At 40.5% G+C, this 15,190-nt stretch carries 13 protein-coding genes; 5 read left to right on the top strand and 8 right to left on the bottom strand.

Annotated elements, in window-relative coordinates:
- Positions 1 to 13 precede the first annotated feature (13 nt).
- The 3 genes from AAEU28_RS09180 to AAEU28_RS09170 all read right to left on the bottom strand — a co-directional run bounded on the left by AAEU28_RS09180 (position 14) and on the right by AAEU28_RS09170 (position 2,897).
- Positions 14 to 754 carry a hypothetical protein gene (locus tag AAEU28_RS09180; protein WP_421963837.1) on the bottom strand — a complete coding sequence of 247 codons (741 nt, stop codon included), beginning with the start codon at positions 752 to 754 and terminating at the stop codon, positions 14 to 16.
- Positions 755 to 842: 88 nt separating this feature from the next.
- Complete coding sequence (locus AAEU28_RS09175; RefSeq protein ID WP_421963836.1) at positions 843 to 1,877, bottom strand: NAD(P)-binding domain-containing protein; 1,035 nt, start codon at positions 1,875 to 1,877, stop codon at positions 843 to 845.
- 72 nt (positions 1,878 to 1,949) lie between these two features.
- Entirely contained in the window at positions 1,950 to 2,897 is a 948-nt protein-coding gene (locus tag AAEU28_RS09170) for a tetratricopeptide repeat protein (protein ID WP_421963835.1), read from the bottom strand.
- A gap of 332 nt (positions 2,898 to 3,229) precedes the next feature.
- Here AAEU28_RS09170 and AAEU28_RS09165 point away from each other — a divergent pair, with 332 nt between their 5' ends.
- Positions 3,230 to 5,242: a hypothetical protein gene (locus AAEU28_RS09165; protein WP_421963834.1), complete on the top strand. Its 2,013-nt coding sequence runs from the start codon at positions 3,230 to 3,232 to the stop codon at positions 5,240 to 5,242.
- A 54-nt stretch (positions 5,243 to 5,296) separates the two neighbouring features.
- On the opposite strand, the gene AAEU28_RS09160 is transcribed toward AAEU28_RS09165, so the two are convergent.
- Complete coding sequence (locus AAEU28_RS09160; protein WP_421963833.1) at positions 5,297 to 6,538, bottom strand: sensor histidine kinase; 1,242 nt, start codon at positions 6,536 to 6,538, stop codon at positions 5,297 to 5,299.
- 13 nt (positions 6,539 to 6,551) lie between these two features.
- On the bottom strand, positions 6,552 to 7,241 hold the full coding sequence (locus AAEU28_RS09155; protein WP_421963832.1) for a response regulator transcription factor: 690 nt from the start codon (positions 7,239 to 7,241) through the stop codon (positions 6,552 to 6,554).
- Between the two features lie 146 nt (positions 7,242 to 7,387).
- Between AAEU28_RS09155 and AAEU28_RS09150 the strand changes: the two genes are divergently transcribed.
- Together AAEU28_RS09150 and AAEU28_RS09145 are read left to right on the top strand one after the other, a co-directional pair.
- Positions 7,388 to 8,461: a type 1 glutamine amidotransferase domain-containing protein gene (locus tag AAEU28_RS09150; RefSeq protein ID WP_421963831.1), complete on the top strand. Its 1,074-nt coding sequence runs from the start codon at positions 7,388 to 7,390 to the stop codon at positions 8,459 to 8,461.
- A gap of 94 nt (positions 8,462 to 8,555) precedes the next feature.
- Positions 8,556 to 8,912, top strand: a complete 357-nt coding sequence (locus AAEU28_RS09145; RefSeq protein ID WP_138483704.1) for a RidA family protein — start codon at positions 8,556 to 8,558, stop codon at positions 8,910 to 8,912.
- Between the two features lie 265 nt (positions 8,913 to 9,177).
- Here the strand turns inward: AAEU28_RS09145 and AAEU28_RS09140 are convergent, their stop codons facing one another.
- Positions 9,178 to 10,569, bottom strand: coding sequence for a PLP-dependent aminotransferase family protein (locus tag AAEU28_RS09140; RefSeq protein ID WP_421963830.1), 1,392 nt, complete (start codon positions 10,567 to 10,569; stop codon positions 9,178 to 9,180).
- 98 nt (positions 10,570 to 10,667) lie between these two features.
- Here AAEU28_RS09140 and AAEU28_RS09135 point away from each other — a divergent pair, with 98 nt between their 5' ends.
- Both AAEU28_RS09135 and AAEU28_RS09130 read left to right on the top strand, forming a co-directional pair.
- Positions 10,668 to 11,279, top strand: a complete 612-nt coding sequence (locus AAEU28_RS09135; protein ID WP_421963829.1) for a LysE family translocator — start codon at positions 10,668 to 10,670, stop codon at positions 11,277 to 11,279.
- 131 nt (positions 11,280 to 11,410) lie between these two features.
- Complete coding sequence (locus AAEU28_RS09130; RefSeq protein WP_421963828.1) at positions 11,411 to 11,710, top strand: GNAT family N-acetyltransferase; 300 nt, start codon at positions 11,411 to 11,413, stop codon at positions 11,708 to 11,710.
- Positions 11,711 to 11,740: 30 nt separating this feature from the next.
- Here the strand turns inward: AAEU28_RS09130 and AAEU28_RS09125 are convergent, their stop codons facing one another.
- Entirely contained in the window at positions 11,741 to 13,693 is a 1,953-nt protein-coding gene (locus AAEU28_RS09125) for a methyl-accepting chemotaxis protein (protein ID WP_421963827.1), read from the bottom strand.
- A 251-nt stretch (positions 13,694 to 13,944) separates the two neighbouring features.
- Positions 13,945 to 15,099: a DUF418 domain-containing protein gene (locus tag AAEU28_RS09120; RefSeq protein ID WP_421963826.1), complete on the bottom strand. Its 1,155-nt coding sequence runs from the start codon at positions 15,097 to 15,099 to the stop codon at positions 13,945 to 13,947.
- Between the last annotated feature and the right edge of the window lie 91 nt (positions 15,100 to 15,190).

Here is a 15,190-nt window from a genome sequence, read left to right as displayed (position 1 = left end):
ATAGGCTAGTTTCTTAAAAGTGGAAGGAAAAATTAGCACCTAATGCACTCTCTGCGTGACTATTGCCATACCACTTAGCATTACCATGCACAAACTCCAACATCACCGACGACCAACTATTGAATTGATATTCAAACCCAACATTCACACCATAGTTTGTGCCATCTGTCTGAAAATCATTTAAAAAGCAGCGCTGTGAGTTACTATCCCAGTCGCAGTCTAACTCAAAATTAAATTTATAGTTTTCGCCTGTCGCCTCACCGCGCTGATAAAATACCCCACCATAAATAAGTTTATCTGCCGCAACGCGATATCCTGTGACCCAAGCTAAATCTAAATAATCATAGCGCTGTGACCACCTGCGATCTTTTTTGCTACCTGACTGCTCTGGTGACTTCACATACCCAATAGAAATAGCTTGAGAGACATTACCTACTTTTAATTGCTCTTTCGGTGCGCCATAAAATTGATACTTTAATGCAACCTTAGTATCTGTAGAATAAAGGTAAGAAACCTCAACACCATTGCCTAGCGTGACGGCAACATCGGCTCTTAATGGATGATTATTACTTTCACTTAAACCATCTTCAGAAACAATGTTCTTGCCTTCGAGCCCTAAGCTTGCGCGCATCTTAAATGCTTCAGAATGAACTTCAGGGCTGTCGAATCTTGATAAACCAGGCTCAACCGTTGGCGTTGACTCACACCCTGTTATGCCTACAACAGCGGCCAAAACTCCCATTTTCTTTAACACCCACACTTCCTTAATTGAATTTTCCTAAATAAGAAACATGGATATTACCATATGGAAAGCTGATAAAAAGACCAGTTTTAAAGCAAATTCACTTGAGAGTATTCAGCTTTTCTAGCAATCTTTCTACTTCAAACTCAGCACCACAGATCAAACCACTGGCTCGATTATGTTGCCAAGGCTGGCCTATTTTAAAAACTCCCAAGGTTTCAGCTCCGCTGATGTCAAACTTATTATTGTCTTGATATAACTGAGGAATATGAATAAAGCTAAAGTCATCTTTATAGCCAATCGCGTTAATCATGATATCTGGCGCAAGCTTTTCTCCATTATCAAAAGTAATACACTCATCACCAACTGCAACGACCCTAGATTTTAAATCGACTCCCAAAGCTAGAAGTGCTTTGTTATTAATATCTGTATCTGGGAAAGGATCTCTACTTTTTAAAAACTGAGCAATTTTAAAGCTCTTAGGAAGCCTTAAAAGACCAAACCATTTCAGCAATGAAAACGTTTTAAGTCCCAAAATGTGCTCAGGAAATAGATTGCGTTCTTTGCCTTGTGCCAAGTAAACCTTGTTTTTATCACTAAGCTTTTTCGCAATTTGCCGACCAGAAGCACCATCCCCAACAACTAAGATTTGCTGGTTTTTGAAGTCCATTCTCTGTAATTGCTCTAAACCTAGCTGTAAGAACTGAGTATCTCCATTAAATAGTTTTACAGGCACATTAAAGGCACCGGTGGCTAAAACAATTTGCTTCGCTTTGATCTCCCCATGCTCGCTAAAAACAGAAAACTCATTCATTCCATCATGAGTTACCTTTAAAACATGACAATTTGTTTTAATTGCCAGCTTATGATGCAAGGCAAACTCTGATAAATAATCAGCAAACTCGTCTTTAGTTAAATAATCACCTTGAGAGTGCGGGATATAAAAACCAGGGAGTCGATTTAACTTATTCGGGGTAAATAGGGTTAAGCCCTGATAACGTTTCCTCCATTGGTCGCCAACGTGCTTGTGTTTATCAAGGATCAAAAAATCAATATTTAAGACTTTTAAACGGCTTCCAAGCGCGAGGCCCATGTGTCCTGCACCGATAATTAACACATTCGTTTTTATTTTCATAACCACTCCTAAATAAGAAGCGGCTATCTTAAGAGGCCTATATGGTTAAAGATTGAATAAACTGGTTATCGATTAATTGAACTGTGAAGAACTTACCTTTGGAGAGTTTAAATTCGAGGCCGTTAACTTAACGAGCCTCTCATAGGTTTCATGATAACCATGGGAAAGATCACCAAAGTTTATTCTTGCCATAAGCTGAGCCAATTTATCTAGCTCATTGAGTTGTTCATAAACTTCTGCTGTACGAATTAGAGTAAGCGCTAATAACCTTGGGTTATTTTGCTTTAATAATAATTCTTCAATACGTCTAAAGTGCTCAAGCGCCAACTCATGTTTATTCATTAATTGATAAGTTCTTGCTAGATTAGAGTAAGCCACTACTTTTTTAGCATCATGCTCAGTGTCTTTAATCCAATCTAGTGCTAGTTTGTAAAATTTCGCTGCACGTTCATAATTTTGCCAAATAAAAAAGATATGACCTTTGTTGGTATGTAATTCAAGGTGAAATACAGGATCGCCTCGCTTGCCAAACTTGTTTTCGGCCAATAACAATAATTGGTAGGCCTTTTGTCTATCACCAAACACATACTCCAGATTCGCAATTTCGACCATACGCATAGGATCTTCAAAGATATGATAGATTTTCTCTAATTTAGAAATAGCCAATTGCGCATAGTGTTTCGCTTGTTTTCTCTTACCAAAATAAGCCAATGTTTTTGAGTAGTAATAATTAAGTTGCAGCTCGAAAACATCAGGCTTATTTTCAATAACCAAAAGCGGGACAATTGTTTGTTCTAACTTCTTAAACTCACGTTTGTCGTAATAATAGTCGAGCTTATAAGAAGTAAGCTTAAACCAGGCTTTAGAATAAAGGGGCACAGCGTCACTTTGCTTTTTTAGCAAGGCTAAACAAGCTTGCTCATCTTTTTGAAGGCAATAAGACTCGTGATCACTAAAGTGCTCTGAAGCATTTGCAGTAATAGAAGAAAATAAGAGAAAAAGCAGCAACAAAACAATCATAAATTTAGCGTATCAGCTAACACAACTGCATTAGTCTAGACTAAGCAAAGTATAAAACTGATAAGAAAAAACTATTAAATATTTAATTCATTTACACGTCATTACAATAAAGAAACCCTAAAGAACTAACCAAAAACAAAAAGCCAATCCTTTATAACCAACCAAAGTCATACTCGACAATGAGTCAAGGTTAATTTGCTAGCGAACTATTTCATTTATTGCCAATAAGAAAAGTAAAAGATTGTAAACATGCACCTGCTTTTATTTCAAAAAAGTGCTTAAATAGCCGCCCTCTAAATACAGAGGCTATTGTTAATAAAAGGAAAATAACAATGTTTAATTATTCTAAAGTTGCGTTAGGTATCGCAGCATGTTTCGCACTGTCTGGTTGTCTTGAAGTTGAAGATAACAATAACAATAACAATAACAATAACGATGCATTAGTACAGCAACTCGAGCAGCAAAATCAAATCTTACAAAATCAGCTAGACTACACAAAACAAAAAGCTGAAGCATGGAAAACGGCCATCACACTAGTAGGCTCAGTAGAGCTTGCAACTGAAGGTGATACACTTCCTAGCGATTTATCTGTTACTTTTTACTACAACGGTCAATGGCATGATGCAGTTTCTCTTGCTGCAGACGGTTCGTTTGAAGTATCTGAACTTCCAGCAAACACTGACTTTATAGCAAAGGTAAGCAGTGCATCAAATGCGATTGTTAAGCGTCATTTCTTCTTTAAAACTCCAGCTAAAGATGACAAGTTTATTCAGAACTTACTCCCTTTAACTGTTGGCCAGCCTGAAACTATTGAGTTCACTGTTTTAGATGAGAAAACAAACTTACCGTTCAAAGAACTTCACTTAGAAGCGGACCTTGACGCAAGCAGCTATGGTTTTAGTACACTTAAACAAATTGCTGGTGACAATTTATCTAAAGCAACTCTCAATTCTGAAACAGGTATGTATGAGTTGGTAGCGCCTAAAGGCTTTAGCCTACCTCTAGAGCAAGACCGTGACCTAGATAATGATGGCATAGATGACGTTGATAAATTAGAAGTTTATCGTACAAACGATTTAAGCAAAAATAAGTTATTTTATTTAGATAAAGTACAAGCTGAAGAATTCAAGCTGGTACTAAATTTCATCAACAAAGATGGAGAAACTGTTAAGCCTGAACATGTATTTGCGACGAATAATAGTTTTGGTCAAGCAAACTTTGTTTACGATGAAGCACTAAAGACACACTCAATTGATGCTAACTTTTATAACTCTCTGAGGATCAATATTCCAGCGTTTTCAATCGAAGATACACTTTACCGTAGTAAAACTCTCTATATAGGTAATTATAACGATCAAACTGAATCATATTCTGTTTCCGGTGCAGTAAGTAACTATGGCGACAAGCAGATAGCTTTAGAAGATAATGTGCTGAGTGTTGTTGTTGTTCTACAAGAAAATTCAGAAAAAGACATTTCATTAGACCTCGTCACTCGCTCTGAGGTATTAAACCAAGAACAAGCATTCACTTATTTCTTTAATGCCCCTATTGCTATCAATGAAGAAGCAGTAGTTTCAATACAACAAGAAAACGTACTAGTTGCTACTCCTGGTAATGCATCTAAGGATGATTCAATCGATCCAGGCACGACTTACTTTGAATATAAGAATGTTGAAGTCGAGTCAAGCAACTCTCTTAGCTTCAATGACACAGCATTAACTTTAAAGCCAAACGCAAAATTAGAAGAAGGCTATAACTACCGATTCAATGTAGAAAAGGTTGTTAATAAGAAATCAGGTAAATTAGAGTCAATAAATTACTCACATAATGAGACTATTGAAAGCTCAGAAACTTTCTCTGAAGATGCATTTGTGGCTGACAATATGAACTATCGCAAAGCTGGTAAGTTAATTATAGCTACTAATTCAGCTGGAGAAGTGGCGGGTAATTATACTTCAAATGAAGGTTCGCCTTGTCTGCTGCTCAACAAAAAGTATAACGTTTTCTTCGAAAGCATTACACCAATAAGCGCTGTAGTTAATGGCGTTAGCACGACTTTAAGCGCTTCTAAAAATTGGGGGTATAATGACTATACTCTTCATCAGTTAGCTGATAATGAAGGTACAATTAACAAGTCTTGGTCTGTTCGCACTGGTGCAGCTCAAAATAATGGACTTTATATCGCATCTTGTTTCAATACAAGGGACACCAATGGTAACTACATCAGATTTGAAGACCATAGTGCTACCAATGAAAACAGCATTACTGTTGAAATTGAGTACTTTACTGATGAAAACGGTGAAAGAGAATACAAAACAGTTGAGAAGAAACTTTACATCGACTAATTGACTCTTTTATTTAGAATTTAAGCCGCGTAAATCGCGGCTTTTTTAATGTTACTATCTACTTTTTAAAATAATACAGCTGCCCTCTGCGGGAGACTCAACCGTCAAATTCAAACCATTCACACCACATAAGCGCTCGACCAAAGACAAACCAATGCCAAAACCGCTACTATTTTTGGCTTTCACTCCTTGCTGCTTTGCGTGTTGAAAATCAAACCCACAGCCACTGTCTTTTATTTCAAACATACCGTTTCGAGTGCGAATTTTAATCCCGCCTTGCTCGGTATAACGCACCGCATTTTGCACCAAATTTTCGATGATGATCTGCAAGCTTTGTGAGTCTGCATTTAATGTTGAACCCGGCTCTATCTCACACTCAATTTCGAGTTGCTTTGCGCTGATTTGCTCAGCGTAATTTAAAATACTTTGCTCAATGAGGGGCTCAACAAGTACTGACTGTTTAGCAAGCTGTGTTTCGCCCCGTGCAACGAGTAATAAACTCTCTACTGTCTTTTGCATATTCTCAGCAGCATGGTGAATACGCATAAATACACCCCGCTGTTGGGTTGTTAGTTGCTTGTCAGCCTGTAATAGCTCGCATGCACCCAAAATACTGGTGATCGGGGTTCTCAGCTCATGACTGGCATCTCGGGTAAACTGTAGTTCTCGCTCGACAAACTCAGACACCTCATTGAGGGCCTTTTCTAAACTATTAGCAAACGCACCGAGTTCGTTATTTGCAAACGGCGCAGCAAAGCCTTTAGGAAGGTGCTCAGGGTCGCATGAGCTAAGCAACTCGCTGAGCTCAGTAAGTGGCTTTAAAGCCCGTTTTGAGAAGAAATAAGCCAATAACGCACTCAACAAAAGCATGATTGCCGCCATGACGCCTAACACAATAAGCGCAGGCTGCGTAAAGCCTCTCACAACCAATAACTTACTCACTTCTGATACTAATAAAGCATCATCAAACTTTAATCGTTCAATATGATAGTGCAGACCATTATCGCCAAAGATCTCTTTCTCTTTTGGATACTGCTCAAGAGAGCGTTGGATCTTTTCGGGCAATGCTTGTCGGTTGTTATAAACCCTAAAATAGCTTTTGCTGGGTGAACTATACTGCCCTGTTGCCTCGTAGCTTTGCTCTAGGCGTTGTCGCTCTCCCATGACCTCACGGTGAATAAACACATCTTCTACCGTGAACATAAAAATAAAGCTCATACCGACAAACAGGCCTGAGTTGATCAGGGTAAATAACCCAAAATAGGCAACAAAACGGCTTTTTATGGTGCGAAACATTAACTTTCTACCTTCAACGACTTTCAACCTTAAAAGCAAAGCCAACACCGTGCAAAGTCGCCAACATATCATAAGCAAACGGCTTATCGAGTTGCTTACGAATTTGATAAATATGTGAGCGAAGCGCGTCTGACTCAGGTGGCTCAGCCCCCCATACCTTAGTCATCAAGTCGCTACGACTTAGAGGTTTAGGGTGAGACTCTGCAATGGCCAGCAAGATTTGATAATGTAAATTCGATAAGGGGATGACACTCTGCGCACGTTCAACAGCTTGAGTCTGTCGGTTGATTTTCAGCTCGCCAATTTCGAGGACATGATCTGTCGCAACCCGATGGCGCATTGATAACGCTTCAATGCGTACCAAGAGCTCTGCCAGTGCGAAGGGTTTTGTCAGATAATCGTCAGCACCTTGTTTAAAACCACTGAGCTTATCATCTAGCGTATCGCGTGCTGTCAGCATAATAATGGGAATATGACGGGTACTTTGGGCCCTTAACTGCTGGCAAACCTGTAAGCCATCAAGACCGGGTAACATGACATCTAATACGATGACATCAAAATAGTTATTCAGCGCCTGCTCAAGCCCTTGCGTGCCACTATAAGCAAAATCAACTTCATGACCTTGTGCCATCAAGTAATCCCCTATGTTAGCAGCAATATCAGTTTCATCTTCGACCACTAAAATTGATAATGCAGATGTCATACCCAATCCATTCTTATTCTTTTTAACCTAATGCGATACCTCGAGTATGCCATGTCACACCGTGAAGGTAATGTGAAATTCACTTTCACATCGTTTTCACACCTAAGCCTTTAAGCTAATTGCATCTCATTAAAGGAGCAATTGATATGGTTAAGAAAATACTTTTAAGTTTATTGGCTGTGGTTTTAGTTCTTATAGCAGCCGGATACTGGGCATACAGCCTAATAGACAGAGACGCCTTTAAGCATGATTTCAAAAATACTCAAAGAGCAGATCTGCCTTACATTACAGAGAACGTGCCTGAGCACAGAGGAAAAATATTAGCGGTGGTTACCAGTCATAGTGAACTAGGTAATACAGGTAAAGCCGTTGGCTATGAATTGACTGAGTTATCACGAGCATATTATGTGTTTGAAGCCAATGGTTTTAGTGTCGATATCGCCAGCCCACAAGGCGGCAAGCCACCGCAAGTGCTGGATGGCGACGATATGAATCAATACGACTATGCGTTTTTAAACGATGCAGCGGCAAACAAAAAGCTTGAGCACACCTTTAAGCTAAGTGAAGTAAACCCAGATGACTATCAAGCCGTGTATTTTGTCGGTGGTAAAGGCACCATGTTCGACTTTGTTGATAACCCTGATATCACTCGTCTTGTTGAGCATTTTTACAATAATAACAAGGCCATTGCCGCTGTTTGCCATGGACCTGCAGCCCTGATCGGTGCTAAGAACGCTCAAGGTGACTATATCGTTGCCAATAAAGCCATCACTGCCTTTACCAACGATGAAGAATTACTGCTTATTCCAAATGCGCCTGAAGTTTTTGGTCAATTGCTACAAGACACACTGACCGAGCAAGGTGCAAAATTCAGTGAAGGCGCTATGTACCTTGATAATGTAAAAGTCGATGGCAACTTAATTACTGGGCAAAACCCTTGGTCTGTCTGGACTATGGCAGAAGCCACCATTAAACAGTTAGGCTACACGCCAAAAGCACGTGAGATCACCGCAGAAGAACACGCCGTCACCATTATGAACACTTATCACCAGCAAGGCTCTGAGCAAGCCCTTGCCGTTGCAAAGTCTTTATTAGAAAAGCAACAGCCTTACATGCGTAACCTAGTGTTTATACATTCGCTCATGGCATTTATGCAGTTTGATGTGATTGAAGGGGTAAGCCTATTAGTCTTCGTACAGCAGTTGAAGAACTTAACTTAAACTCTAGTTAAACTTTTTTGGCCGTATAGACTGCTTTTTATTGCAATAGTTTGTACACTTGCAGCATCAAAATAATCGTTAAAAGAGAATCGTCATGACAATTGAGCGCAAGCACACAAAACAACGAATGAGCCGTATTGTGGTTCACAACAACACTGTTTATCTTTGCGGCCAAGTCTGTGCAGATGCCACGCAAGGCATTAAAGAGCAAACGCAAACCATGCTAGACAAGGTTGATGCCTTACTTCTAGAAGCGGGTTCTGATCGCGAACATATGTTAAGTGCTACGGTATACATTAAAGACATGCAATATTTCGCCGAAATGAATGAAGTGTGGGATGCATGGGTACCTGAAGGCCATGCACCTGCTCGTGCATGTGTTGAAGCTGCGATGGCACGCCCTGAGTTACTTGTTGAGGTATCAGTGGTTGCTGCGGTTAAAAACACTTAACCTTTTATTCGTTCAAACGAGCAAAACCCGCAGCTTTTTCTCATTTAATTTTTACTAATTTAACCTGAGCTTTGGTTAAGAGATTTACTAAAGTATTGATATTGAAATGATAAGTACTTTTTTAAGTCTGCAGCCGGAGACTTTTAGCGATACCAAGGCGAATTTACGCATCAATAGCTGGCCTATTGTAAGTAAATTCAACGCTGTTAGCGCTGAAAGTAGCCGCTGGAGATAGATTTATTATCCAAAGCTCAGGTTAATTTACTTAAATCACAATATTTGTCGGACGTTTCAGCTGTTCAAACACCTCATCAACACGTTTGACGCCCAAATCGAATTCAGCACGACTACTTGGCCCACCAAGGGTAAAGCGTAAACCATTTAAAGTATTATCTGATGGCTGTTTAGGGTTTTCAAACACGTCTAATGTACGCACTTCGACTTTGTTGGCTTTTAATTGCCCCGCCAAAGCATGCATATTCAATTCACTTGCCAATGGAATAAATACATTGAGCCCAGCAAATACCGCCGTCATATGATGCTTCTCGAAAATGGCTTTGAGCGCAGCGATACGATAGCGAATTTCATCAGCCAGTTTATCTTGGTTATAAGCAAACTCTTTGCTTTTTAGCGAGCGCATCAAAAGCTCGAAGTTCATCATAGACACCGCCCAACACTGGCTGTGAATTTGTTTTAATAAGGTTTGCTGCCACAGTACCGGCGCAAGCACATAGCCGGCTCGCAAGCCGCCTGCAAAGTACTTAGAAAAGCTCGCAATATAAAACACTCTATCTGGTGCTTGCTGCCAAAGCGGTAAACGCCAATTACCCGGCAAGCAGTAATTCACATCATCTTCCAGAATAAAGAAGTTGTAGCGACGACTCAGTGCTAACAGTTGCTGTAACTTCTCATCGCTATAGCGCACATTGGTGGGGTTTTGGCAGTTTGGGGTAATGTAAATGGCTTTCACCGAGTGAGTTTTACACGCTTGCTCGAGTGTTTCTAAATCTAAGCCGTCCTCTTTTACAGCAATACCCAAGGTATTTAAATTAAGTGCGTCACAGGCGTGATAAAAACTTGGATAACAAAGGTTTTCATGCACCACAAAATCATTGGGCTGACACACAGACGCCAAACTTGCGTAGATACCCTGCTGCGCACCTTGGCAAAAAATCACCTCATGTTGCTCACATTCAAGTCCTTTTTGCTGTAACCAACTCTTAAAAAAGCGTTGATGATGTGGCAAACCGTTAAGCTTGTAAGTCATTAGCTGCTCTAACTCTACTGGCTCATTAGCAAGAGATTGCATGGCTTTAGCCAGCACTTGCTGCTGCCCCATCATGGGTTGCATGCTCGAAGCAAAATCTGTTTCAGAGGCAAACTCACTGACCTGCTCTTTGACCGCAACAAAAGTGCCCGCGCCAAGACGAGCAGTCACCACCGCTCTTTGCTCTAACAAAGCATAGGCTCGTGTCACCGTACCATGGGTGATCGATAGTAAATCAGCGAGTTGTCGTTGTGGCGGTAATTTCTCACCAAAGACCAGTGCTTCTTCAGCAATCGCCTGCTCGATTAACTCTGCCAAAGCGCGGTACTTGGGGTGAGTTTGTGAAAGTGTATTAAACCTATTTAGATCTGGCTGCCAAATTGTATTCATAACAATAAAATCATTGCTGCTTTTTATGTATTATGACAATTAATAAGGCAAGTACAAAACAATTAATTGTATCAATACAATTTCAGGAGTGTTTTACTATGAGTGCCGAACTGCTTACTTTAATACCTGCCCTTATTTTATTTTGTTTCGCCGCAGCTTTTACGCCTGGGCCTAACAATATCTTACTGACTTATTCTGGCGCTAACTTTGGTGTGAAGCGCTCACTTAATCATGTCATTGGTATTCGCGTCGGTATGACCGCAATCCATATCATTTTGCTGTTTGGCTTGGGAAGTTTGTTCTTAGCCTTGCCTGTACTTCATGCCACTTTGCAAGTTTTGGCATCGCTATATATCGTTTATCTTGCGATAAAAATAGCCCGCACCAGCACGCTTAAAAAACAAGACTCTCTGCTTGCCGAGCCGATGAGTATTAAACAAGCGGCGCTGTTTCAAATCGTTAATCCTAAATCACTCACCATGATCATCTCAGTCTGTAGTGCACTGACCTTACCTGGCGACTTGTATTGGCACTCAGCCATTATGGGCTTAATCATTTTTAATATTGTTGGGATCTGCTGTGCATTATTTTGGGTGACAACAGGTAAGTACATTAGCAAGTACTTACAATCACCTCAGAGTCTAAAGCGATTTAACCTGATCATGGCGGTTTTATTACTTGGCTGTTTACCCCTAATCTTTATTGCATAGGAGGCGATGATGCAATTAGTTCACCAATTGACCCCATTACAATTTAAAGAAGTCTTTAGTTTTTTGTCAGAGCGTAGCTATTGGAGTAAAGGCATAGACGAAACGCGACTAAAAAAGCGATCGATCATTCTATGTGTTTTGCGCTAGTCGATGGCAAACAATTATTGGCTTTTTGCCGTGTAGTCACTGATCACGCTACCTTTGCTAATTTATTAGATGTGTTTGTACTTGAGCCCTATCGCGGCCAAGGGTTAGGTAAGAAGCTGATTGATGCGGTGATGACACACCCTGAGCTGCAAGGGTTAAGACGTTTTACGTTGGCCACCAAAGACGCTCATAGTCTGTATCAGCAATTCGGTTTCAGTGAATTAGCCAATCCAGATATTGCCATGGAGAAATACGTGACTAACATCTACAGCCACTCACTTTAGCTCAAAAAATGAGTAGCTTAGTTTAAGTAGTTACTGCACTTTAAAGCTGCCTACAAGGGTGTATAGACCTTTGCTTGAATTTGCCAGTTGAGTTTGGCAGCTCGCAATTTCAGTACTGCCCTTAATTTGTTGCTCAACGGTTTGCTCTAATGAATGTAACACTTGGTCGAGCTCTGCACTGGTTTGCGCCTGAGCACTCACCTGATCGGTGATCTCACCATTGGCGCTCACACATAGACTCACCTGCTGGGATATATCCGCAAAAGCAGCGTTCAGTTTATCAGAGTGTGATTCAAAAGCCTGCAACTGCTCGGTGGCATGCTGCATCATAGTCGATGCGGTTTCTGAGCTAGTTTGCAATTGCTCAATAATGGCTTGAATTTGATTGGTCGATGACTCACTGCGCGCAGCCAATTGTCTTACCTCATCAGCAACCACGGCAAAACCACGACCATTTTCGCCCGCTCTGGCCGCCTCAATGGCTGCATTTAATGCCAGTAAATTAGTTTGCTCTGCCACTGATTTGATCACATTTAGCACTTCACTGATATTATCTGACTCGTCTCTCAATTGACTCATCACACTATTGGCTTGCGAGAATTGCTCGGCAACAACCGCCAACTCTTGTTGATTATCTTTGATCATCAACTGCCCTTGTGCAGCCATGTCATTGGCGGCACTGACCGCCTGCTGAGCATTATTGGCTTGCGACTGAATACTTTGTGCTGATGTAGCAAGTTCACTCACTGCGCTGGCTGTAGTTTGCATGCTCTGCAACATAGTACGATTCATTTTGTCTGACTCTTGCGTTAAGCCATCAACATAGTTGATAGCCGCATCTAACTCTTGAGTCGAGACCACAATTTGCTGCACCATCTCTTGTAGGTGTGCAATGATTTGATTCACCGCCAAACCGACTCGAGCTGTTTCATCTTGCCCTTTTACTTCAATTCGCTTAGTTAAGTCACCGTTACCTGCAGCGATTTGTTCAAGGGCAAGTTGCACTAGTGTCAAAGGCTGACACAGTTTTTTGGTGATCACGCCAACTAGCACACTCAATATCACCATCAATAAAACTGACAAGACAATAAGCTGATAAACCGCTTGATTAACAGGTTCATTCACCACTTGTTTTGGTACCAATAATGCCAAGTGCCAGCCTAAATCAAACGCATCACTTTGTACTTTTAAAGTCGCGGCATAGTATTCGGTATCATTGTAAAGTAGTGTCTGCAAAGTATCAGAGCGGGTACTGAAAAGATTTCTAAAGCCAGAATTACGCGCGCTGTTATCAAACTCCACAATCAATTGACTCAGTTTAAAGTTATGATCTCCAGATAAGTGGATCAAGCGCCCTTTAGCATCGGCTAATAGCGCAACTCCCTCACCTTGAAAGTTAAGTTTATCAACAAATTGACTAATGCTCGGCAGTAGAATATCCGCCCCGCCGACGCCTAAAAACTCTCCCTGATGCAGTACAGGAAAGTTAATTGCCGCATAATTCTGTTTAAATTCAGGGTGTAATAATACTTCTGAGATCACGGTGTTTTGAGTACGTTTTATATCTTCCCACCAAGGGCGACCAAATACCGAATAACCGTCTTTAGTGTATATGCCCTTTTCAAACATATATTCGCCAGTGAATGCAGAGCCAAAGAAAATAGATAACACCTCTTTATCTGCCGAAGACTGCGCTGTCAATGCCGCGTTTAAATGCACTACATTGCTGTCTAGCTCTCCTTGCATTTGCCTTGCTTTGATTGCAGCAAGATTACTGGGCGCGCGAAATAAAGTGTGAAGTGCGGTGATTTTGTTTTCAAAGAATTGCTCTATTTGCTCAGCACTGGCCTGCATTTGCGTATTAATTTGAGACTGCACCTGTGCACTTCTTTGCTCAGCTAAATAATTAGCAAGCGCAATCGTAACGAACAAAAAGATTGCAAATATAGTGATAAAAATAGCAATAACGAGCTTTCGACTCATCGAAGTAGCAGAATTAAATGACAGCATAATGAAAAAAGATAATAACCTGTTAATAATTGTATAATATATACATTTAAAATAAATAAAACAGGCTAAAAAAGGAACATATGATATCTATCTATTTTTAAATAAGATCTTTTTTGAAAAAATTGCAATAGAGATGATTTGAAGTGTATACAAAGAATGAAAAATGAGCAGGCCAGTGTTGCTTTTAACTAAACTGATAGCCTGCTCTAATACGCTCTACCTTACTATGCTAATGCCTGTGCTCGTTTAGCCTGCTTCTTTGCGAAGCTTGCCAAATAGGCTTTTCGCCACAAGGCTTCAAGCGGGCCCTGTTTGAATTGACGAAGATACCAATTAGCAAAAGCAAGCTGGAAGAGGATCATTCCCACAGCCATTGCCAAGTAATCGGTCATCGACGCAGTTAAGTGAACCTCAGGGAAAACCCAACGAAGTAAAACCGCTAAAACGACCGATTGCATAATGTAAAGCGTAAACGCCATGCGGCCTGGCGCTTTGAAGACTTCTACCCAACGGTGGTTGTTTTTAAGTAAATAGATCACACCATGAATATATAAAATGGCCATGAAGATTGCTGAGATGCTCGCCAGCAAAGAGCTCATTTCACTGCCTACACTAAAGTAGCTCAAACGCATAAAAATATCTAAACCAGTTAAAGCAGCTGCAGCCAATGCAAAGGTTTTAAATTGGCTTGCTGTTAAGCCTCGCTTGAAAAAACCGCTGCGATAGAAGTAAACACCCAAAAGCATTAAACCAGCGACTTGCCAAAACACCCAAAGTGGCGAGCTTATCACTAAGAATGCTGCAAATATGGCTTGTATTGTCACTTGATAACCATAATTACCCATCCAGCTGTTATATTCTTCCAAGAACGCCTCAGAACCACGCACCATCTCCGGCTCTAAACCTACGGCTAAAGAAGCCAATATACTAAATAGTACATTTATAACGGTCCCGATAATCAACCACTTCTTAGCTTTACGAAACACTTCACGGGTCGGTAAAGTGAGCTTTTTAATGATAAACAATGCACACACTGCATACAGAAATAAAATGTCACCACCAAAAATAAACACGCCGTGAATGATACCGAAAATCATCAACCAATTAAGTCGTGATTTTAAGAAGTCTTGATAATTTAACCCTTTCTTTTCGCAGCTTTTTATTTGAATGGCTAAACCAGCACCAAATAAGATACAGAACAGCGTTCTAAAGCGTCCATCAGCAAAAATAGCATTGAAGGTATCGACCCAAATGTCGCTTTGAGGTGTGATGTCAAAAGGCACATAGCCCATACTCATAATGCCATGAAAGTAAATATTCATAAGCAAAATGCCTAATATGGCAATGCCCCGTAAAACATCAATAGATTGAATTCGCATGTTTTCCCTTACAAATTAGATATATCTAGTTCCATCATATCGCTTAGCGCCTAAAATGGCACAGCTAAGTTGTAAAGATTTGTCAAAGATA

Source organism: Pseudoalteromonas sp. SS15 (assembly GCF_049257195.1).
Taxonomy (GTDB): Bacteria; Pseudomonadota; Gammaproteobacteria; order Enterobacterales; family Alteromonadaceae; genus Pseudoalteromonas.
Note: the sequence above shows the minus strand (reverse complement) of the source record. Positions and strands in the feature narration are given on the sequence as shown.